General features: G+C 61.7%; 20 protein-coding genes, 1 tRNA gene and 1 pseudogene. 13 read left to right on the top strand and 9 right to left on the bottom strand.

All coding sequences use genetic code 11. The annotated features are described in order from the left end of the window. The first annotated feature begins 375 nt into the window (after window positions 1–375). From RCO31_RS05935 to RCO31_RS05920, 4 genes are all read left to right on the top strand, one after another. Entirely contained in the window at window positions 376–1,770 is a 1,395-nt protein-coding gene (locus tag RCO31_RS05935) for a HAMP domain-containing sensor histidine kinase (RefSeq protein WP_308967408.1), read from the top strand. A gap of 172 nt (window positions 1,771–1,942) precedes the next feature. Beyond that, window positions 1,943–2,019: transfer RNA gene (locus tag RCO31_RS05930), tRNA-Arg, on the top strand. A gap of 227 nt (window positions 2,020–2,246) precedes the next feature. Continuing rightward, the gene (locus tag RCO31_RS05925) at window positions 2,247–2,777 is read left to right on the top strand and encodes a dihydrofolate reductase family protein (protein WP_308967311.1); all 531 of its coding nucleotides are present in this window, start codon (window positions 2,247–2,249) and stop codon (window positions 2,775–2,777) included. Window positions 2,778–2,919: 142 nt separating this feature from the next. After that, window positions 2,920–3,756, top strand: a complete 837-nt coding sequence (locus RCO31_RS05920) for a nucleotidyltransferase domain-containing protein (protein ID WP_308967310.1) — start codon at window positions 2,920–2,922, stop codon at window positions 3,754–3,756. 233 nt (window positions 3,757–3,989) lie between these two features. On the opposite strand, the gene RCO31_RS05915 is transcribed toward RCO31_RS05920, so the two are convergent. Together RCO31_RS05915 and RCO31_RS05910 are read right to left on the bottom strand one after the other, a co-directional pair. Further along, a complete protein-coding gene (locus RCO31_RS05915; RefSeq protein WP_308967309.1) occupies window positions 3,990–5,546 on the bottom strand; it encodes an FAD-dependent monooxygenase in 1,557 nt (518 codons plus the stop codon). Beyond that, complete coding sequence (locus RCO31_RS05910) at window positions 5,543–6,445, bottom strand: formyltransferase family protein (protein ID WP_308967308.1); 903 nt, start codon at window positions 6,443–6,445, stop codon at window positions 5,543–5,545. The genes RCO31_RS05915 and RCO31_RS05910 overlap by 4 nt, the downstream gene beginning before the upstream one ends. A gap of 191 nt (window positions 6,446–6,636) precedes the next feature. On the opposite strand from RCO31_RS05910, the gene RCO31_RS05905 reads away from it, so the two are divergent. Both RCO31_RS05905 and RCO31_RS05900 read left to right on the top strand, forming a co-directional pair. Beyond that, window positions 6,637–6,942, top strand: a complete 306-nt coding sequence (locus RCO31_RS05905; RefSeq protein WP_308967307.1) for a hypothetical protein — start codon at window positions 6,637–6,639, stop codon at window positions 6,940–6,942. A gap of 262 nt (window positions 6,943–7,204) precedes the next feature. Beyond that, complete coding sequence (locus RCO31_RS05900) at window positions 7,205–7,504, top strand: alkylphosphonate utilization protein (RefSeq protein ID WP_308967306.1); 300 nt, start codon at window positions 7,205–7,207, stop codon at window positions 7,502–7,504. A gap of 100 nt (window positions 7,505–7,604) precedes the next feature. On the opposite strand, the gene RCO31_RS05895 is transcribed toward RCO31_RS05900, so the two are convergent. Then, window positions 7,605–8,288, bottom strand: a complete 684-nt coding sequence (locus RCO31_RS05895; protein WP_308967305.1) for a class I SAM-dependent methyltransferase — start codon at window positions 8,286–8,288, stop codon at window positions 7,605–7,607. Window positions 8,289–8,551: 263 nt separating this feature from the next. Here RCO31_RS05895 and RCO31_RS34660 point away from each other — a divergent pair. The 3 genes and pseudogenes from RCO31_RS34660 to RCO31_RS05880 all read left to right on the top strand — a co-directional run. Next, window positions 8,552–8,701: pseudogene (locus RCO31_RS34660) on the top strand (helix-turn-helix domain-containing protein); the annotation flags it as partial. A gap of 228 nt (window positions 8,702–8,929) precedes the next feature. Continuing rightward, complete coding sequence (locus RCO31_RS05885) at window positions 8,930–9,229, top strand: cupin domain-containing protein (RefSeq protein WP_308967303.1); 300 nt, start codon at window positions 8,930–8,932, stop codon at window positions 9,227–9,229. Between the two features lie 2 nt (window positions 9,230–9,231). Then, on the top strand, window positions 9,232–9,675 hold the full coding sequence (locus RCO31_RS05880) for a cupin domain-containing protein (protein WP_308967302.1): 444 nt from the start codon (window positions 9,232–9,234) through the stop codon (window positions 9,673–9,675). A gap of 53 nt (window positions 9,676–9,728) precedes the next feature. Here the strand turns inward: RCO31_RS05880 and RCO31_RS05875 are convergent, their stop codons facing one another. Together RCO31_RS05875 and RCO31_RS05870 are read right to left on the bottom strand one after the other, a co-directional pair. Then, the gene (locus RCO31_RS05875; RefSeq protein ID WP_308967301.1) at window positions 9,729–10,085 is read right to left on the bottom strand and encodes a hypothetical protein; all 357 of its coding nucleotides are present in this window, start codon (window positions 10,083–10,085) and stop codon (window positions 9,729–9,731) included. 56 nt (window positions 10,086–10,141) lie between these two features. Then, window positions 10,142–11,032: an arginase family protein gene (locus tag RCO31_RS05870; protein WP_308967300.1), complete on the bottom strand. Its 891-nt coding sequence runs from the start codon at window positions 11,030–11,032 to the stop codon at window positions 10,142–10,144. Between the two features lie 105 nt (window positions 11,033–11,137). Here RCO31_RS05870 and RCO31_RS05865 point away from each other — a divergent pair, with 105 nt between their 5' ends. Together RCO31_RS05865 and RCO31_RS05860 are read left to right on the top strand one after the other, a co-directional pair. Next, window positions 11,138–12,223: a hypothetical protein gene (locus RCO31_RS05865; RefSeq protein WP_308967299.1), complete on the top strand. Its 1,086-nt coding sequence runs from the start codon at window positions 11,138–11,140 to the stop codon at window positions 12,221–12,223. Then, window positions 12,220–12,588, top strand: a complete 369-nt coding sequence (locus RCO31_RS05860) for a hypothetical protein (protein WP_308967298.1) — start codon at window positions 12,220–12,222, stop codon at window positions 12,586–12,588. Before RCO31_RS05865 ends, RCO31_RS05860 begins: the two co-directional genes overlap by 4 nt. 17 nt (window positions 12,589–12,605) lie before the next feature. Here the strand turns inward: RCO31_RS05860 and RCO31_RS05855 are convergent, their stop codons facing one another. Beyond that, on the bottom strand, window positions 12,606–13,853 hold the full coding sequence (locus tag RCO31_RS05855) for an MFS transporter (RefSeq protein WP_308967297.1): 1,248 nt from the start codon (window positions 13,851–13,853) through the stop codon (window positions 12,606–12,608). A gap of 107 nt (window positions 13,854–13,960) precedes the next feature. Here RCO31_RS05855 and RCO31_RS05850 point away from each other — a divergent pair, with 107 nt between their 5' ends. Beyond that, the gene (locus RCO31_RS05850) at window positions 13,961–14,416 is read left to right on the top strand and encodes a helix-turn-helix domain-containing protein (protein WP_308967296.1); all 456 of its coding nucleotides are present in this window, start codon (window positions 13,961–13,963) and stop codon (window positions 14,414–14,416) included. A gap of 91 nt (window positions 14,417–14,507) precedes the next feature. On the opposite strand, the gene RCO31_RS05845 is transcribed toward RCO31_RS05850, so the two are convergent. Further along, window positions 14,508–15,422, bottom strand: coding sequence for a DMT family transporter (locus RCO31_RS05845; RefSeq protein ID WP_308967295.1), 915 nt, complete (start codon window positions 15,420–15,422; stop codon window positions 14,508–14,510). Between the two features lie 92 nt (window positions 15,423–15,514). Between RCO31_RS05845 and RCO31_RS05840 the strand changes: the two genes are divergently transcribed. Next, on the top strand, window positions 15,515–16,957 hold the full coding sequence (locus RCO31_RS05840; RefSeq protein ID WP_308967294.1) for a PLP-dependent aminotransferase family protein: 1,443 nt from the start codon (window positions 15,515–15,517) through the stop codon (window positions 16,955–16,957). A gap of 139 nt (window positions 16,958–17,096) precedes the next feature. Here the strand turns inward: RCO31_RS05840 and RCO31_RS05835 are convergent, their stop codons facing one another. Together RCO31_RS05835 and RCO31_RS05830 are read right to left on the bottom strand one after the other, a co-directional pair. Continuing rightward, the gene (locus RCO31_RS05835) at window positions 17,097–18,017 is read right to left on the bottom strand and encodes a class I SAM-dependent methyltransferase (protein WP_308967293.1); all 921 of its coding nucleotides are present in this window, start codon (window positions 18,015–18,017) and stop codon (window positions 17,097–17,099) included. A gap of 472 nt (window positions 18,018–18,489) precedes the next feature. Further along, window positions 18,490–20,055 carry an MFS transporter gene (locus RCO31_RS05830; protein WP_308967292.1) on the bottom strand — a complete coding sequence of 522 codons (1,566 nt, stop codon included), beginning with the start codon at window positions 20,053–20,055 and terminating at the stop codon, window positions 18,490–18,492. Window positions 20,056–20,106 lie beyond the last annotated feature (51 nt).

Below are 20,106 nucleotides of genomic sequence, written 5' to 3'. Positions count from 1 at the left end.
TCCCTGTGTTTTCAGCCAAAAATCGGCCCCGAATCGGGTCGAAGTCAGCCAGTGCGGCCACGCCGGACGAGCACGGGACAGTTGCGCGCGGCTTATAAGGGAGAGGGCCGTTGTCGTCAATCGAACAACAGTTTTCATGTCTAAATCGCAATGAAACGGGAAATTCCGGTGTTCGTACCTATATGAGGGAGAATGCGGTCATCGCGGCGCTGCTTCCGGTCGAGGGGTCGGCCCGAATCGCTTCAGACACCGGCAAGGAACAGGGGGAGAGTTGGCGTAATGTCACTCTCGCGCGAGAACAACAAAGGGGATGTCGCGCCGGTGCGGCGTGGATTTCTGTCATGGCGGCGGCTCGGCCTGTCCGGCAAGCTGCTGATGTTGACGATTCCGCTGGTGATGATCGCGGAAATCCTGATCTACGTGCCGTCGATCGCGAACTTCTATCAGAACCGGCTGAATGACCGGCTCGCCGCGGCAAACACCGCGGCGCTGGTGCTCGATGCAGCCCCGAACAGCATGGTGCCGGATTCGCTTGCGCGGCAGATCCTGTCGAGCATCGGCGCGCGTGCGGTCGCGATCAAGCATGGACAGCAGCGTCGTCTGCTGGCGAGCGCCGACATGCCCGCCAGTGTCCAGCGCGACATCGACATGCGCACGATGATGATGGGCAACGCGATCTATCAGGCGTTCGAGATGATGCTCACTGAGGCCGATGGAGCCATCCGCATCATCGGCCCGACCTCTGCCGGCGCCGAGTACATCGACGTTGTGGTCGACGAGAAGCCGCTACGCAAGGCGATGTATCGCTTCTCGATCAACCTGGTGCTGTTTTCGCTGGCGATCTCGATTCTCACCGCCGCGCTGGTCTACCTCGCGCTGCATTACCTGTTCGTGCGGCCGATGCGGCGCGTGACCGCCAATCTCGTCGCCTACCACGCCGATCCGGAAAGTCCGGCGCGGGTCATCGCGCCGTCGGACCGCGGCGACGAGATCGGCCAGGTCGAGCGCGAGTTGTCCGACATGCAGCGCGATCTCGTCTCGATGCTGCACCAGCGGAGCCGGCTCGCGGCGCTCGGCCTTGCCGTGTCGAAGATCAACCACGATCTGCGCAACCTGCTCGCCTCCGCGCAGCTGATCTCCGATCAGCTTGCCACCGTGCCTGATCCGCGCGTGCAGCGGTTCGCGCCTAAACTCGTGCGCTCGCTGGAGCGCGCGATCGCGTTCTGCCAGTCGACGCTGTCCTACGGTCGTGCACAGGAGGCGGCGCCGGACCGGCGGCGGATTCCGCTCGATCCTGTCGTCAACGAGGTCCGCGAGTCGCTGGGCCTTGCCGGCGACACGTCGATCGCCTGGGTCAGTCATCTGGAGCGCGGGCTCACCATCGACGCCGATCCGGATCAGCTGTTCCGTATCCTGCTCAACCTCACTCGCAACGCGGTGCAGGCGATGGAAACGCGCGGGGCCGACGAGACGACAGCCAGCCAGATCAGGATCGTTGGCAAGCGCGAAGGCATCGTGACGATCGTCGAAGTATCGGATTCAGGCCCCGGCATCCCGCAGAAAGCGCGCGAGCATCTGTTCGAAGCGTTCCAGAGCTCCTCCCGGCGCGGCGGCACCGGGCTCGGCCTTGCGATCGCCGCCGAGCTCGTGCGCGCGCATGGCGGCCAGATCCGCCTGGTCGACAGCAATATCGGCGCGACGTTCCGGATCGAGATCCCGGACCGGCCGGTGGAATTGCACGCCCCCCGCGACGAGCGCGCCAGCGCTTGAGCCCGGAGGTCGGGCCGCCGTTCCAAGTGAAGAAGAAGTGGCCGCCGTCCGGCTGCTGACGACAGCGCCTTGCCAATTGGGGCTTTAGCGGTTAGCTATGGCCCGCTTCCGGCCGGACCGGCCGGAAAACCTCGCTGTGGCCTCACTTCCTTTGGCCAAATTGAGCGAAAACGCGCCCGTAGCTCAGCTGGATAGAGCATCAGACTACGAATCTGAGGGTCGGACGTTCGAATCGTTCCGGGCGCGCCAAATTTCGCCGTTTGCTGCCAGCTTCCATCAGCGGCTTAAGCGACACAAGTGCCTCAGCGATATCCCCAGCACCTCGCGAGTCCGATTGATCGGGCGGCCCGAGCGTGAGCGTTGTTGCGAACTTCAAAAACCGATTGCGATACAAAAAATCAGTCGATCTAGCTTAGAACCGATTGCATAGTGCAATCAGAATCGCTCGGATGTGCCGTCTCAGGAAAGGAGCGGGTATGGCTAAGCTCGTGTTCGGGATGAACCTGTCCCTGGACGGCTACGTCGATCATATGGCGTTTGCACCAGACCCCACACTCTTCCGCCACTTCATCGAGGAGGCTCAGGGGCAGGCGGGCAGTGTGTACGGTCGCCAAATGTATGAGGTCATGCGGTACTGGGACGACGATCATCCTGAATGGGGTACCGACGAACGCGCCTTCGCGGCGGCGTGGCGGAGACAGCCGAAATGGGTTGTCTCGCGCTCGTTGAAGTCAGTCGGCGCCAACGCCAGACTTGTTGAGGATGATCTTGAGGGCGCGATCCGCAAGTTGAAGGCCGAGCGCGACGGAGAGATCGAAGTTGCCGGCCCGGACCTGGCGCACAGCCTCACCGAACTTGGCCTGATCGATGAGTATCGAATCTATCTGCACCCCGTCGTGCTTGGTCACGGCAAGCCCTATTTCGCCGGACCCCGGCCGCGGCTCCGCCTCATGACGCATGATCGGATTGGCGAGGACGTGATCAGGTTGACCTACGTTCCCGCTTAGTCTCGCGACTCGCCGGATGGAAATCGCCGCGATCTGCGTTCGCTATCGGACGGACGGACACGATCTGCGCTCGCATCGGTGGCTGGAGCGCCGAGCTGACGGGGCGTCAAGCAGCTCAGTCCGTGTACTTGGATGATCGCCAATGAAAGATCCCATTCTCACCCGGGTTGTCCAGGCCCTCGAGCCTGTCGAAGGCATCGTGGCGATTGTGCTCGGCGGCTCGCGCGCGAGGGGGACTTCCGGTCCGGCGTCCGATTACGACATCGGCTTGTATTACCAGCCGACCGCGCCTCTCGACATCGCAGCGCTCCAATCTGCCATCGCGCCGCTGGTTGATGATTCATCGACCACGCTGACACCGGTCGACGAGTGGGGACCATGGATCAACGGCGGCGGCTGGCTCACCGTCGCGGACGTAAAGGTCGACCTTCTCTACCGTGATCTTGAACGCGTGAGATCGGTGATCGACGATGCGCGACGCGGCCGCATTTCGATGAACTACCAGCCCGGGCACCCTCATGGCTTCTGTTCGGCAATTTGGATGGGCGAGATCGCGATCTGTCAGCCTCTGTTTGACCCTCTCGACGGCATTGGGAAGCTGAAGGCGGGATGCTGGCCATTCCCGCAAGCGCTGAAGGACGCACTCGTCGCCCGCTTCGGCTGGGAAGTGGATTTTGCCATCGAGAATGCCGAACTGGCGGCCAGGCGTCTTGAGCAAACACATGTGGCGGGCTGCGCTCATCGGGCGCTGTGCTGTATCGCGCAGGTCCTGTTCGCCGTGAACGGCCGCTATCTCATCAACGAAAAAGGTGCCGTCGCTGAAGCTGCGACCTGCCCGATCACCATTGAAGAGCTGGTCGGGACGCAGAGCCGCATCTGGCGCGAGATCGGCGAGGCAAACTACGATCGCGCGTTGGAGCGACTGCGCGGCCTGTCCAACAGTCTCCGAACGATCATCGCCCAAGACCAGATCCGGTAACCGCTTTCACCGGCATCAGATTTTGCTCACATCGTCGTGTTGCCGACGGGTGGCATGACATTTCCTGTCGGTGCGCTTTATCTTTTCGGCGACGAGGCGACGATAGTCATCTTGTAGGTTCGTGCCCGCGACCGGTGATGAGCGGGCTGTGACTTCTGAACTTCCGGATGGATGATGTAGTGTCGACGGCCGTAAGGGCGTGTTCTCCATGATCTTGAGCCCTTCTGGCAACATCACCCATGAGGACGGTCGTCTCCTGTACGGTCATCCGCGCCCGCGTCAGGGACGAGATACGTCGCCACGTGGGCATCAAGGGCAGCCATCGTCTTTTCGTCGGCGGGAATAGCGCGGAACCCGATGAAGCCGTCCGGCCGCACGAGGATGGCGCCGTCGTTAGGTGCGCCAACTTCAGCCGTGTCGAAGTGCGCGCTTGAAGCATCGACAATCGAGATGAGCTTACCCCAGCGTTTGCGGAGGCGGTCCAAGCAGGGCACGTCGCCGAACACAATAAGATGATGGCCTATATCGTTCAGCCGGAGGCGGGCCGGGAAGCGCTCTCCCGGTGATGGTCCCTCGACAACGACGCCAGCCTCCCCGACCAGTGGACTTCCCGCGTAAGAGACATCGAGCATCAATCGTCTGCGCACCTTCGCCACGTTCTGTGCTGGGTTTCCCGGCTGAAGGACCGGCAGACGCCCACCCGCGCACGTCGTGATAAGTCCCATCACGAGCCTATGCGCCTCGTCCGACACCTCCAACACATGGCGATCGGCAAGTCCCCGCTCGATCGCGTAACTGTCGAGCAGTGATGGTTTCGCGGCGCCGCGCATGACGAGCGCGAGTTTCCAGGCAATATCGGCCGCGTCCATGAGCGCCGCATTGAGTCCCTCTGCGGCGAGCGGGCTGGACAAATGGGCGGCGTCGCCCAGCAGGAAACGCCGATCGTCGCTTAGGCGTTCTGCGGCGCGATTGTACATCTTGAAATAGGAAACCCATTTGAGGTCATGCAAGCCAAAGTCGACGCCGGTGCGGGAAGTGATCAATGCGCCCAGCTCGTCCAGCGTCGGAAGCTCGGGCTGCGTGTCAGCCTCGCCCCGATTGACAAAAATGAGCCAGCGCTCCTCTGGCAGCGGCGAGAACAGCACAAAGCCCTCGGGCCCCACAATGACGCGGCCACATTCAGCCGGACACGGTGAGCGAACTTTCACGTCGGCAACGATGTATCGGCCGTCATATGTATCCCCCTCGAGATGTTCGTGCATCGAATGGCGCGTGACGCTATGCGCACCGCCTCCGTCCAGCACGTAACCGGTCTTGAAGATCTCCGTTCGGCCACCGGCATCGAGAGTCACGCGCAAGCCAGCCGGTTCATTTTCGATCGACGTTAACTCCGTGCCAAATTCGACCTCGACACCAAGGCTCTTCAAATGGTTGCGCAGGACTGCCTCGGTACGCCACTGCGGCAGGCTGCACTGAAACTCATATCTGCAGCCGGTCCCTGCGAAATGAGTGGTCGCGATTTCCTGCAAACCCGGGCCCAGAAGTTGAATCCGCTTGATGCGCACGCCGGCGCAAAGGAAAGGCTCGATCAGGCCGGCCCGATCGATGATCTCCAGTACCGCGGGCTGCAGAACCGTCCCGCGAGCCTCATGATGCGACGTGAGCCTGCGCTCTACGATGCGCGGCCTGACGCCTTGGCGAAGAAGTTCGCAAGCCGCAAACAACCCGGCTGGCCCGGCTCCCACGATCAGAACGGCGGGTGCAGGTGTTATCTCTTCGGGAGCGCTCATCGGAATGGCGCCAAAGTTGCCGGCTCGAATCTTGGCAGCGTGTTGATATGACGATCCGCGCGGATTGGCTCTTGCATTCGCACTCGCACGTCTGCGGGAATGGCTGTTTCGACATCCAAGGTATCGAGTTTTCCCGGCGTGCCGGCAGCAAAGCGCTTGGCGAGTGCATCCACCAGACAGACGGCAAGGCAGCCAACGGGCTCGAGGAGCTTGTCATAGAGCACCAAGGGGTTGGTGGGCAGCGTACCACTCTGATCCAGGACATTGATGGGCGGGGATACTGCAACGATAGGACCGGCGTCGACGCCCTCGGTGACCTGGTGGACGGTCCAGACCGTACTCGTCGCATGGCGCGTGATGAGGTCTTCGGCAGGTCCGGGGCCAGCGCCGAAACCATGCGCCAGATCAGACGGGTGGAAATTGTAGATCCCATAGGCTGGTCGATTGATGATCGAAGCGTCGATCACCTGGCCGAACACGCAGCTGATAATCGCGTCCGGCCGCCAGGACGCGAGCAATTCGTGAAAGCCAACGATCTTAATCTCGCCCGTATAGGCCGGCATCCCCTCTTTCAGGGCCCTATCTGCGACGGCCGTCTCGATGCCGAGAATTTCGTCGCGATCCATATACCTCCAGACTCGCTTCTTCAGACCGATATGAGCGGTCGGGTTCACAGGATCGTCCGTGACCAAGCCTACCAGTTGCACACGGTCAGAAAACTCTCTTGCATAAGCTCTGACTGCCTCGAGGACCATGTAGCCAAATTCGAAGCTCGCAAAGAGGACGATGCGCAATCCCGCGGCGCCGTGTGGAGGTCGTTCATCCGGCGCCGGCAGGATCAGTTCACCCCATCGGGATTCTGACACTGTCACGACACGCCTTTCGGGGTGATCCAGCATCAGACGATGATTGAGCGCAGCTTCTCGCACAAGCTCCGGCGGCAGATGGGCGTTGGACATAAAATTGTCCCTTGTTTTGATCTCCGTTTAAATAGTCTCGGAAGGACCGAGCATATCGAGTATGACACGGTGCTGTTGTGCGGTTTGCAATTTTCCGCGGGCGCGTATCTCTGGGAAGAGAGGTGCTCGGCATGACCTTGCCAATAAGTGAAGCTGTTTTAACGGAATTGCTCGGTTTCTGTGCCGGCGGGATGATCGCTGTCTCTGCTCTTCCACGCGTCTGGGAGATCATGCGTCGCCCCGATGTGGCTGCTGCGGAGCCGATCAGCCGAAACACCATGCTTGCGGCAGGCAATCTTCTCTGGGTCGCCTATGGCATTGCTTCGGGAGCGTTAGCAATCACTGTCATGTGCACAGTGGCTGGCATCCTGAACGGATTGGTACTGGCATTCGCCATTTCAGCGCGCAGGACGCATGGGAAGCCGCCGGTGACGTAACTAGGCTGCCCGCGCGTACCAAAACTCCAACCGCATCAATATGCGGTTGACACACCGATTGCTCTACAGTCGACCATAGCGGATTCGGTGAGCCTTCGATACTCGCGGACGCGACCGCGGGTCAGTGGCGGTACTATCATTGCGCTCCTGCGGAGACATAGTTATCAGTTTCATCTACGCGGGCGCGCCAGTTGCTTGCAAAGACTTTCTTGCAACGCGTCGGCGAGATCACAGCGTAGCGAAAACAGCCTGCAGGATAGATATGAACGGTCAGGACGACTTCCTCTATGATGAGGTGACTGGCGAGTGGCGGCCCGCTTCTGAAATCGCTGCGGAGAAAGCCAAGGCGGCTGAGGTCCGCGACGCATCCGGTAACGTTCTCGCAAACGGAGACTCGGTCATCCTGATCAAGGATCTCAAGGTCAAAGGCGCCGGCCAGACGCTCAAGCAGGGGACGATCATCAGGTCGATCCGGCTCACGGACAACCCGGAAGAAATCGACTGCCGCCACGAAACGATCAAGGGCCTGGTGTTGCGCACAGAATTCGTGCGCAAGCGCTGACTACGATCGCGCGTTGGACCGGCTGCGCAGACTGTCCGACAGTCTCCGAGCGATCATCGCGCAAGATCACGCCCGGTCCGCTTCGCCGACATCGGCCCCATCAGGCATAGGCCACCCAGCCACGGAAGGTGAAGGCGGCATAGAACAGGCTGACATTCGAAAATCCGGCCGCATGGAGGATCGCTTCGTCCTCCTCCGGTGTGAGAACGTGTGTTTTCGTCTCGATGGCCGTGCGACCGTTCGCAACTTGGCCAGGCTCAATGCCGTTGGCGATTGCGAAGGCTGCGTATCGTGACAGCCAGAGTGCTCGATCGCCTTGACCTCGTGGAATGCACAAATGGGCGCTCACGTAGGGAGCGCCGGGCCTGAGGCGTCGACGGATTTCGATAGCCGTGCGCTGCCGCTCCTCCGGGCTCATGAAATGCGCGGTGAGGATGCAGGTCGCGGCGTCGAACGGACCTTCCCGTGCGCTGTCGACATATCCTTGATGCAAAGACACGCGCGACTCGAACGGTCCGAGCGTCCGTTCTGCGAGTTTCAGCATTTCGGCAGATGGATCGATGCCGTCGAAGGTCCAGCCGCGATGGGCCTCTGCAAATTCCTTCAACTCCAGCCCGCCTCCGGCGCCGAGAACCAGCACCGTCCCGTTTTCCGGCACGCGTTCCGCAAGCAGAAGCGTCGTCATCCGTTGCATGGCGCTGTACCCGGGCACGATCCGCGGCGGTCCGTCGGCGTAACGAGCCACCGCCTCGGGATTGGAGAAAGGGGATAGCTGCTCGCTCATGCTGCCAACGCGTGCCGGACTGGAAGAAGGCGTAAAAGTTTGCGATCAGAATTCATGCAACATCGTATGTTGCATGAATCGCAATCGTCAAGTTTGTCATGTCGGCAGGCATGACTCGGCATTCTGCGCAAATTGCACGATACGCAAACTCAGAAGCTCGCCCGCGTGCCGATTCGCAATAAAACCTCAGACTGTCGAAAGAGAAATTGCTTACTGAGCAATTTTTCTTGACCCATAAGTAAATCCTTGAGACCATCATCCTCATGAAAATTCATGACGAGGCCTTGGCGCGGCTCGGTGCCCACATCCGCGCATTGCGGGAAGCGCGGGGCATGAAACTGAAGGAATTGGCCGACGCGACAGGACTTTCCGATGCATTCGTCTCGCGCCTCGAGCGCGGTCAGGTCTCCAGCTCCGTCGCAAATCTGATCCAGATTGCAGAAGCGCTCGACATTGGAGTCAGTGAACTCTTCGCCAATCCGTCCGGCCAGCTTCGCAGTGACGTCACCGTGCATCGCCACGGCGACGTCGCCGAGAGTCGAAGCGTTCCAAGCACCGGTTATCGCTGGCAGTTGTTCGCCGGCGGCATGCCCAATGACGATCTTGAGGTCTTTCACCTGCTCTTCCCGCGGAAGAACCGCATGGATCTGATGGTGTCGCATCCGGGGCAGGAATATTGCTACGTCATCAGCGGCCGCATCCGCTTTCATGTCGGCGCGGAAGTTTTCGAGCTGGCCGCGGGCGAAGGCATTTTCCTGAACTCCGAGCTACCGCACCGCGCCGATAACGTCGGCGATGACGAAGCGCGGATTCTGATGGTGGTCGCCAAATCTTCCGAAGCCAGATCGTCCGGAAGAAGCGAGCATTTCGACTGGTGGCGCGTGCCGGGCGCCGCGACCTCGACGAGATCCGGCAAGGGCAAGACGAGCCAGGGAGGATGACGATGCAAACCATGACGCCATCTGCGCGCGGCGGGCATCTGCCGTACGAAGCGAAGCACATCGACGACGTCGAGTGGGAGACCATTCGTTGGCCGGGTGAGACCGGCAAGATGCTGTTTCATCCGCGGCCCGAACGGCCGACGGAGCCGAACGCAGGCATTCTGCGGCTCGAGCCCGGCGCCCATCATCCGCTTCACAATCACGATTTCGCTCAGGTCTGGTACATCCTCTCCGGCGAATTCCGGATCGACGACAATCTCTACACGCCGGGAACGATGATCTTTCATCCGGATCCGCATTTTGAGGGCAAGTTCGAAACGGCGACAGGGGGCGATATCCTGATCGTGCAGTATCCCGGCCCGACCACCGGCGGCCGGCCGATCTATGCCGGGCGCTTCAATATGGAAAAGCGCCGCGACATCTCCGAAGAGCGGACCGATCTTTAATCAGCCGAAAGCGGTAGGACTGCGCTTCGATCGCGCGCTGTGGCGTGATCTGGCTATCTGAAATGCCGAATAAACGCTGCCTTCAGGGTCTCGTATCTGGCGGCTGACGTGCCGGCGAGCGCTTCATCTCGATCAGAGTCAATATCGAGATAGCTTGCCGGTGTCGCAAACTGGCTCTCTGTCAGGTCAATTCGCCGGCCATCGATGCGATTGTAAAAGTGGTCGCCTTCGGCGAGCGGCGTCTTCAAGATATCGCCGCCGAAGAACTCGTTCAGAAGCAGCGCCGTCACGTTGCACTGGCCGCGCGCGGGATTGCTGGCCAGCCATTGTTCGCTGGTCATCGAAGACCATGACGCCAGCAGCGCGGGGGTTACGCGGTCTCTTTCGAACGGCCGCGATGTCGAGCTCATTGGCCTGCATCTCTGTCTCGGTCGTCGCACCAATCCGCTTGCGGCGCGCGGAAGGCTTACACCGGCAACGCTTGCGACAGCATCAAGATGAGGCGATCGAACATCTCTCGCTCATCGGGTGCGTGATCAGGATTGACCTCTGTCACCGTCAGGGCGCGCCAGTTCGCCGCTGAAAGCAGCTGCGCCAGCGCCACCGAAAGTGCGTCGAAGCTCAAGCTTTCGCAGCGGCGAACATTCTCCGCAATCGGGAAATCGGTGAAGGCCAGCACATCGACATCGAGATGGATCAGAAGCCGGTTGTATCGCGCGCCCCAGGCCACCGCGTGTCTGGCTGCGCCGACCGGATCCGCTTTGACGTCCGCGAGCGCAATCTGCTTCAGGTCCAGCGCGCGCATCACCTCCGCCTCGGGCGGCGTGATGTTGTCAGCGGCGAAGTACAGAATATCGGCCGGCGCAAGCATCGGCCGGCGCGGGCCAAGCCCGCTCAGTTCGGCTTCGGTGCCCGGCAGGTCGAGCAGGTGCGCGGTGCCGGTCCAGTCGAGCGCGCCGTCGCTTGTCTTTGGGGCGTTCAGATCGACGTCGAGATCGATGTAGATCAGCCCGACCGAATGCTCACCGCGGAGCGCGCCGGCGACAGTCCCAAGTTCGACGGTGCAGTCACCGCCGAGCACAAGTGCTGCGGCGTCGCCGGCCAGAGCCTCTGCCACCTTCTCGGCCACGGCTGCTGCGGCCTGCCGGACAGCAGCAAGATTCATGGATTTCGGCCGCTGCGGATCGGGTCGCCAGCGGAAGCCTGGCACATCTCCCAGGTCGTCTACGCGGTGGCCGGATTTCGCCAGTGTCGAAAGCAGCCCATGACGCCGGAAAACCGCCGGGGCCTTTTCCTGTCCCGGCGCATAGGCGCCGGCGCTCGAAGGTGCACCAATGATGCAGAGGGGACGGGCCATCGCAGCTCCTGAGCATATGCGTGCATTGAATTCGAAAATCCCGCCGGTCGTGCGGGAAGTCCATCGCAGGAATCTCAAAACACCGTCATCGCGCACAGGGAGCTCGTGTTCTCGCCTGACAGCTTCTCGTCAGGCGGCGCGACGATCTTCGAGGCCAAGGGGCAGCGAGCACTCCCCGAGGGGCACGATCGTCAAACGCACTTTGAGGAGCGTTTCATGGACATCGGCAGCACAGGTTCAACCGCCACCATCGAGCTTCCGCCAATCGTGGTCACGCCGGACGATCCATTGCCGGGCGATGGCTCGTTTGGCGACGTCATTGCTGGATTTCAGGCGACGAACGCGCAGATGAGCGCCGCGGTGAACGGTTTGTCGCAGCAGATCGACGCGACGATCGAGCAGATGCGCGCGATCGGACCGCCGCCTCTGCCGGTCGTCCCACCGCCACTGCCCGCCCCGCCACCCGTTATCGCCCTGCCGGAGCCGGAGGTGTTCATTCCGCCCCCGCAGCCTGCGTCTGCAGCACCGCCGGCGCCGCCTGCACCTGCACCTGCACCACCAGCGCCTGTATCGTCCCCGCCTGTGCCTCCGGCTACGCCAGCCAATCCGGCGCCTGTCGCTGCGCCCCGGCCGGAGCCATCATGGCAGGACGGCCTCAGAAATTATCTGTCCAACAGTTGGGACGCGCTCGCCAGGATCCCTGGAGATCTGCGAAGGCTCGCCGACAATTTCCGCGATGCTCCGCTCAGCACCTTCCAGTCCGTCGCGAACAGCTTCCCGGCGACGCGGACCGCCGCGACGGGCGCCTCTGCCGCCACGGCGGCGGCTGCCGCGATCGGCGGAATTCGTGCTGCGGCAAGAGGGGTCACGCCGTTCCAGGTCGGTCGTTACAACGACCTGCAACGGCTCTCTCGCGTCGGGGACGATTTGCAGCTCCACCATGCGGGTCAGCAGCATGCGATGGGGCAAGTTGTTCAAGGGTACCGTCCAAGAACGGCGCCGGCCATATCGGTTCCGACCATCCAGCATCAGTCGATCCCCAATCTCACGGGACCGTATACCGGCACCGCCCGTGATCTTTTGGCTCGGGACATCCGCAATCTTCGGAACTACACTGACGCTCCGAACAGCAGCCTGCGCGAGCTGATCGATCTCAACAGGCAGCTGTACCCAGGAGCGTTTGCGAAATGAACCAGAGAGAGTTTGTTCGCGCCATCAAGGTTGCCGTCTACAAGGCCGCCGCGAAGGGAACGATCGACGCCTTCCGGAAACCGGCCGGCAGGCGGCCTCATCCCGAACTGGTCGAGCTCAGCGCGTGGTTCAACGGCCTGAGCGCGAAGGATCAAGACACGTGCGCCCGAGCCGTCGACTTCGCGGCCAGGCAGGCGACGTACAATTTCCTGGCGGTTCTGGATGGCCTTGCGGCGATCGAGCCCGAGGGGCCGAAGGGAAAGATTGACCTGCTCTACGAAAAGGACGGCGCCTCGACACGATTGAACGACGAAGATGCCAATCAGCTTACGTTCCTGTTCAAGGAGCCCGAGGAGCTTTCATAGGCCGACCGGTCTTGCCATCATCTGTGCCGTAGCGTGAGGGCCCAGAACAGGAGAGCCGCCGCGGCGATGGCGGCGCCGAGGACGCAGACGCCGCTCCAGCCCGCATGGGCGTAGACGACCGTCGACGACGAAGATCCCAATGCGCTGCCGATGGAATAGAAGACCATGTAGGCGGCAGTGAGCCGGCTCTGCGCTTCCGGCCGCACGCGATAGATGAGGCCCTGGTTGGTCACGTGCACCGCCTGTAGACCGAAGTCGAGAACGACCACGCCGAGAATCAGCCACAGGATGGAGTGAGGGAGCAGCGCAATCGGCAGCCACGCAGCGAGCATGAGTGCGAGCGCTATGCCGGTGACGCGCTGTCCGAACCCTCGGTCCGCCCAGTGTCCGGCCCGGGCGGCGCCGAGCGCCCCCGCAACTCCGGCAAGGCCGAAGAGGCCGATCATCGTGTGGGAGAGCGAATAGGGCGGCGCGCTCAGCGGCAGCACCAGCGGCGTCAGCAATGTTGTAACATCGGCAAAGATCAGCATGGCGAGGATGGCGCGGACGCGCAGCACCGATTCCTCGCGGAAGAGCGTGACGAGCGAGCCGATGAGCTGCGGATAGGGCACGCGTTCGCTCTGCTTTGGCTGTGCCGGCAGGACGCGGGCGAGGATTGCTGTGATGGCGAGCGTCAGGGCGGCCGACAGAAAATAGACGGCGCGCCAGCCGGAGACGTCGGCAAGGGCGCCCGCGACGGTGCGCGCAAGCAGGATGCCGATGACGATGCCGCTCGTCACCGTGCCGACCACTGCGCCGCGCTGGTCCGGCCGGGCGAGGCTCGCCGCGTAGGCCACGAAGGCCTGCGTGATGACGGCGAAGAAGCCCATCGCCGCCATCGCGGCGAGCAGCGCGGCGCCGGTCGGGGCGAAGCCGACCGAAAGAAGCGCGAGAACTGACAGGAGGGACTGCGCGATCACCAGCTTGCGGCGATCGACGAGGTCGCCGGCCGGCACGAGGAGGATCAACCCGAGCCCGTAGCCCACCTGCGTCGCGGCCACGACGAGACCGACGGTCGCGCGCGGCAGGCCGAGATCGTCGGCCATCACATCGAGCAGCGGATGCGCGAAATAGGCGTTGGCGACGGCGAGGCCGCCCGCAGCAGCGAAAAGCAGGGTAAGGGCGCGGGAAAGCGGCGCGTCGGCAGCCCGGCTTGGTGCGACACCATCAAGATGCGCGCAGGCATTCGCGACATCGGCGGGTACGGCTCCGGGATCCGATCGCATATTGGCTCTCCAATTGGTTTCAAGATGAAACCAATTGATCGATAGCAGGATTGGTTTTATGATGCAACCATCACACCGGTAGCGGCTACAAGAGCCCGTGGAATGCCATGGTCAAGCGCAAGAGCCATAAGGGTGATTATTGTCCGAGCGCTCGCTCGCTCGACGTCATTGGCGACTGGTGGTCGCTGCTGATCGTCCGTGACGCGTTCGACGGGTTGACGCGCTTCAGCGAATTTCAGAGGAGCCTCGGCATCGCCAAGAACATCCTGGCCAGCCGCCTGCGCACCCTGACCGAGCGAGGTATTCTCGAGACCGTGCCCGCCGCCGACAGCGCCCGGCAGCAATATCGGCTGACGCGCATGGGCCGCGATCTTTTTCCCGTCATGGTCGCGCTGCGGCAGTTCGGCGAGCGACACCTGTTCGCGCCGGGCGAGAAGCATTCGCACCTTGTCGAGCGTGACACCGGCAAGGCAGTGCGGCTCGATATTCGCACGGAGGATGGACGTCCGATCAGCCCGGATGAAGCCGTCATCGTCAAGGTCCCGGAAACGGATGAGGCCTGACGTCCGGACCCGATGCGTTGGCGACGAGGTTACGATGCGAACGTTGGAAACGGAGCACTAGCCCGATCCTGTCGAAATTGTCCGCGCGAGGTTATTCCGCCGGACTGTGCGACGTCCGCTTCTCGTTGGTCATACCGATCCAGATGCCGCCCACAAGCAAAGCGAGCGCAAACAGCAATGAGGGGTCTATCGGCTCTCCGAGAATGGCAATGCCGCCGACAATTCCGAGCGCGGGTGTTGCCAGCAGGCCGAGCGACGTTGTCACCGCCGGCAGGCTGCGGTTCACAACGGACATGGCCCAGTGCGCCAATGCGGTGCAAATAATTCCGCTGAAGAGCAGGAGGCCGACGAGGCGCGGCGTCCAGGTCACGCGGGGGATGCCATCGATCATCAAGGCAGCAATCGACAGCACGACAAACGCCAACGTCACCTGCCAGAACGCGAGCTGAAAGGGTGACGAGATCCACGTGTGTGCCCGCACGTAAACGATGTTCGCTGCCCAGCAGAAGGCGGCAAGCACCACCAGCCCTGTTCCGATTAGAGCGTGACGATCGCTCCAATCGAGGGAGCCTGGGCTGAAGATCACTCCCAGACCTGTCAGCCCCGTCAAGACGCCGATCGCCTTGCCCATCGTGATGCTCTCCGACAGAAAAATACGCGCACCAATCGTCACCCAGATAGGAGTCGCATAGCCAAGAACGCTTGCGCGTCCTGCCGGCAGAAATTGCAATCCCGCCGCGACCAGCGCAGAAAAGGCCGTCATATGCAGCAGCGATGTCGATAGGACGACCGGCATATCACCGCGCTTTGGAATAACGAACTGCCGGCGCACCAACAGCAGTGAGGCCAGGACAACTGCAGCGATCGCGCAGCGAAACGATGACGACCATAGTGGCGACATCTCGCGCACGATCATCTTGGTGATCGGCCAGCTCGCTCCCCATGCCAACGCGACGAGGCACAGCAGCACGAGGGCGCGGCGAAGAGGGAGGCCTTGGGAGGGCATCTGGCTTTCGGACAATCATCGAACAAGATTGCCTAGCGCCTGAATTGGCCCTATGAAAAGAGCCAATACGAACAAAACAAGAGTGCCACTTTATGGACGAGCTCCTGGAGGGGCTTCTCGATCTGTCGCGGGCCGGCGCCACCTCGCTGACCAGCCGGCTCGCCGGACAATTGCGGTCGTTGATTTCCGAAGGGCACCTCAAGTCGGGGCGGCGTCTTCCGTCGAGTCGCGCATTGGCCGCGAGACTCAACGTTTCTCGCAACACGGTGACGCAAGCGATCGAGCAGCTCGCGGCCGAGGGCTATCTGGACGTATCGCAGAGCCGGCGGCCGGTGGTCGCCGCGGGCGCATCGCTTCTGACAACCCGACAGCGAGGCGATGTTGCCCGGGACGTCTCCGCGCGGCCTCGGCTTTCCGCATGGGGGCGAAAGCTTGCCAAATCCAACTGGCCGCCGGTCTACCGCGACCTGCCTCGGCCCTTTCAACCGGGCCTGGCCGACGAGCGCGAATTTCCCCGGGACATCTGGGGTCGTTGTCTCAGGCATGCCGCCAATCGCAGGTTTCGGTGGAGCAATTTCACCGTCAACGATCCAACATTGCAGGATGCGCTGCTGAAACATCTTGCAACGCATCGGGGAATCTCGGCTCGAGCCGAACAGATCATCGTTGTGCCGTCGGCCCAGGCGGCTCTCACATTGATAGCCCGCGTTATGATCGATGTCGGCGATGTCGCATGGATCGAAAGTCCCGGATACAGCGGCGCGTACGCGGCATCGTTCGCGGCGGGGGCAAAAGTCGTCGGTGTTCCGATCGATGCCGATGGGTTGAGGATCGCCAGCAACTCGCAGCCGCCCAAGATCATCTTCGTTACGCCGTCCCATCAATATCCCACCGGGAAATTGATGCCGATCGGCTGCAGGCTTGAACTTCTGCGCTTCGCGAGAAGCGTCGGAGCGGCCATCATCGAAGACGACTACGATGGCGAGTTTCACTATGAGGGTCGTCCGGTCGCCGCACTCGCGGCCATCGATCCGGACGCGCTCGTTTTCTATGTCGGGACATTTGCAAAGTCGATGTCCGCAGATATCCGCGTCGGCTATGTGATCGTCCCGCAATCGATGGCGCCAACGTTTGTCTTGGCTCAGCGCCATCTCGGACTTCTGGCGGCAGCAACGCTGCAGTCAGCTCTCGCGGAGTTCATCGAGCGCGGCACCTACCTGTCTCATCTGCGCCGCATGACCCGCCTCTATGGGGACCGCCGCGATTGCCTGGTTCGGGTATTGGCGGAGGAAGCAGGCAGACGGCTTGCCGTCGATGTTCCAGCCGGTGGAATGCAGCTTCTCGTCCGTTACGTCGGTCCGACCGATGACAGGAGCTTGTCACGCCGCCTTCTTGAAGCCGGTGTCGTCACACGGCCCCTGAGCGAGATGCTCCATCACAGGTCTCGCGAGCGCGGGTTATTTCTCGGCTTTGCTGCGTGGACCGAAGCCGAACTCACGGCGGGGGCGAGGCTGATCGGCCGCCACATCCGCTGACAGAGATCTGGCTGGAATCCGGCAGAGCGTGCGATTGTGAGCTGAAACTCCTGATCACAGCGACCCGAAGCGCAGATGCGAATGGTTACATCGGCGCTTCGGATTGCGTCCGCATCCGTACGGTCAGCGTTGGCCGCGCCTACGCTTCGATGACAACGCGACGATCTTCCTTTGGTCCGACGTGAACATATCTCGCGCCGAAGGGCCTGTGTCGTCCGCTGGAGATCGTGATCATCTTGTCCAGCGGAGCGGCCCGCACGTCCTTTTCGGGACGAGACAGAAACAGTTCTGCCTGAAAGAGGCCGTCTGCTTCGAAGCCTTCCGTATCGATCCCGCGCGCGCTCAAGACTGCGAGACTTCTTTCGAACTCTTCCGAGTCCCGGAATCTGCGTTGAACGAATGTCGTGCTCGTCAGCTTCTCTGTGACCAGGCCGCGCTCGGCGAAGGCTTCGATGAAGCCGTCGTACGGAAACATCCTCAGGACGAACGAGACAATCCACGCGCCTTCGGTGACGACATTCAGGAGCTTCCGATAGGTCCGATCGGTCACGTAACCGATCGCGCCGGTCGACAACACCACATTCGCGGAAGACAATATTGCGGCTTCCTTGGCCGACAACTCACGGGTTTCGAGATCCGCAGCCACGCCGTTGACGTGCAAGCCCGCCTGGTTCGCATATCGGATCGCCGGCTCCGAGATATCCAGGCCGATGAATTCGGCGACGCCGATGTCTGGCCAGCTCCTGTAGAAGTTTCGATCGAGCTCGATCAGCTTCTCTGCCGCGATGCTCAACATCTCGCGGCGCGCATATCGCTGTCGCAGGCTTGCGAAATTGACCGGAAAACGATGCGTGGCAGCGTTGATTCCATAGGAGCAGCCAACGTCAAGCACAGTGTTGGTTCCACGCAGTGCCGCTCTCGTGGCGAGGACCTGACGAATGATCGGCTCGGCGACATCGGGGATCATGTAATCAAGCGATCCCAAGACTGAAAAATATCCGCGAGGATCCGCATCGTTGTAGATGCTATCGAATACAGCTTTGTTTTTGTTGATCGTCATCAGGTCAGTCAGCAAACGTCATCCCTCCAATTTCCGGAACGTGCGCAGAGTTGAGACGGGTTACAAATATCTGACTGAGATTACAACCGCGCGGCGTGCGTGGGACATTGCGCGCCACATTTCAGACGAAAACAAAGACATCTCAGCGTGAAACGACAGCTTAACGCACAAGGCGGTCGAAAGTTCGATCTCGACCAACGATTTTTTCGACCGACCAGGCGAGAGCGCTGCTAATTGTGCGCTCTCGTCGTGGGAGATTTGGCGCAAGCGATTGAATCTATCGTGCACTCATTCCTTTGAAGCGGGCGACTAGTGTCCCGAATCCGAAGTTCGTATACTTTGCAGCGAGCTCAGAGCGAACTTCGGATTCGATCAGGACACTAGCAAGTTTATGATTCTAGTGTCGTTTATGGATCAGAAATTCGCACGATGGACTCGCGGCAACGATGGTGCGAATTGCTGATCCATGACACTAGCCCGCGTTACGAATACGTCGCAACGTGACGGCACAAAGAAGAGCGAGGATCGATGTCCCGATGGTCGCGACTGCGGCGGCGGCACTCATTCCGGTCGTGAAACAGGTCTTGGCGACGTCAAGAAGGCCCGCTGGCAAATGATCTGCAACGGACGAAGCCGCCCAGAGGCTGTCTTCCACTGCACCTGCAATGTGCCCTGGCAGTTCAGCGGGAATGCGTTCGACAATCTCGCTGCGATAGATCGCGCCGGTAAGGCTGCCGAGGACAGCGACGCCGACAGCGATGCCGAGTTCCTGCACCGTTTCGGACATCGCTGACGCAGAGCCGGCTTTCTCGGGCGGCGCTGCGCCCACCACTATATCCGTGCCGAGAGCGGCGATGGTGCCAAGACCGAGGTAGACCAGACCGTAGCCGGCCGTCACCAGTGCGAGGCCGCCCGCCCAGGGGAGCAGCGCCAGCAGGAGATAGCCTGTGGCAGATAACGCCAACGAGCCGGCCATGACGAAGCCTGGTCGGATGCGGCGGGCGAGCAACGGTGCGGTGACTCCGGCGACAAGCATCATGAGGGCAGGAGGGCCCATGGCCATGCCGGCGGTGACCGCCGGCAGGCCCATCACCAACTGCAGATACTGCGTAACCAGCAGCATGGCGCCGCCGACGCCGATAAGGCCGACGAAAAGGATGCTCAAAGCCGAGCTGAAGCTCGCATTCGCGAAAAGCCGCACATCAAGCAGCGGGCTCGACAGCATGCGCTGGCGCCGGACGAAAACCACCGCAAAGATGATCCCGATCGTGAGCGCAGACGCGGAAGCCGACGAGAGGCCGGTCTTCGCGCTCTCCTTCACGAAGTAGATGATCGGCAGGATCGCCGCGAGCGACAACGCCACGCTCAGGAGGTCGAAACGACCATCTGCGCGAACCCGGTACTCCGGCAGCAGCATCGGCGCCGCGACCAGCACGATGCCGGCGATCGGAAGCGCCAGAAGAAATGCGGCGCCCCACCAGAGGTGATCCAGAACGAAGCCGCCGACCAGCGGCCCTGCCGCCATGCCGAGCGCAAACATGGTGGCCCACAGTCCGATCGCCAAAGCTCGCTCGCGCGCGTCGAGGAACATGTTGCTGATCAGCGCGAGCGTCGAAGGCATCAGCGTGGCGCCAGCGACACCCAGCGCCGCTCGTGCGCCGATCAGCATGTTGGCGCTCGTGGAATAGGCGGCCAGCACTGAAGCGAAGCCGAAAGCCGCGGCGCCGATCATCAGCAGCCGCCGCCGTCCGAGGCGGTCGCCCAACGTACCCATGGTGATAAGAAAGCCGGAGATCATGAAGCCGTACGCATCCATGATCCACAAGGCCTGGGTGCTGCTCGGCTGCAGATCGGCTGCAAGCGCAGGCAATGCCAGATAGAGCAGGGTCACATCGAGGCCGAGCAGGACCGTCGGCAGCGCAAGTACCATCAGCCCGGCCCATTCAACCAGCCCCGCTTGCCGCTTCCTCTCCGAGACGGGAGCCTCGACGAGAGCCTGCGGGGTATCGATGGCGCGTCGATCGCATTCGTAAGACATGCCGTCTCCTTCAAGCAGACGGCATTTTGGCAACACACTTTATGTGTTACA

The organism is Bradyrhizobium sp. LHD-71, from assembly GCF_031157255.1.
In the GTDB taxonomy this organism is placed as follows: domain Bacteria; phylum Pseudomonadota; class Alphaproteobacteria; order Rhizobiales; family Xanthobacteraceae; genus P52-10.
This window is presented reverse-complemented; position numbering and strand designations above follow the sequence as displayed.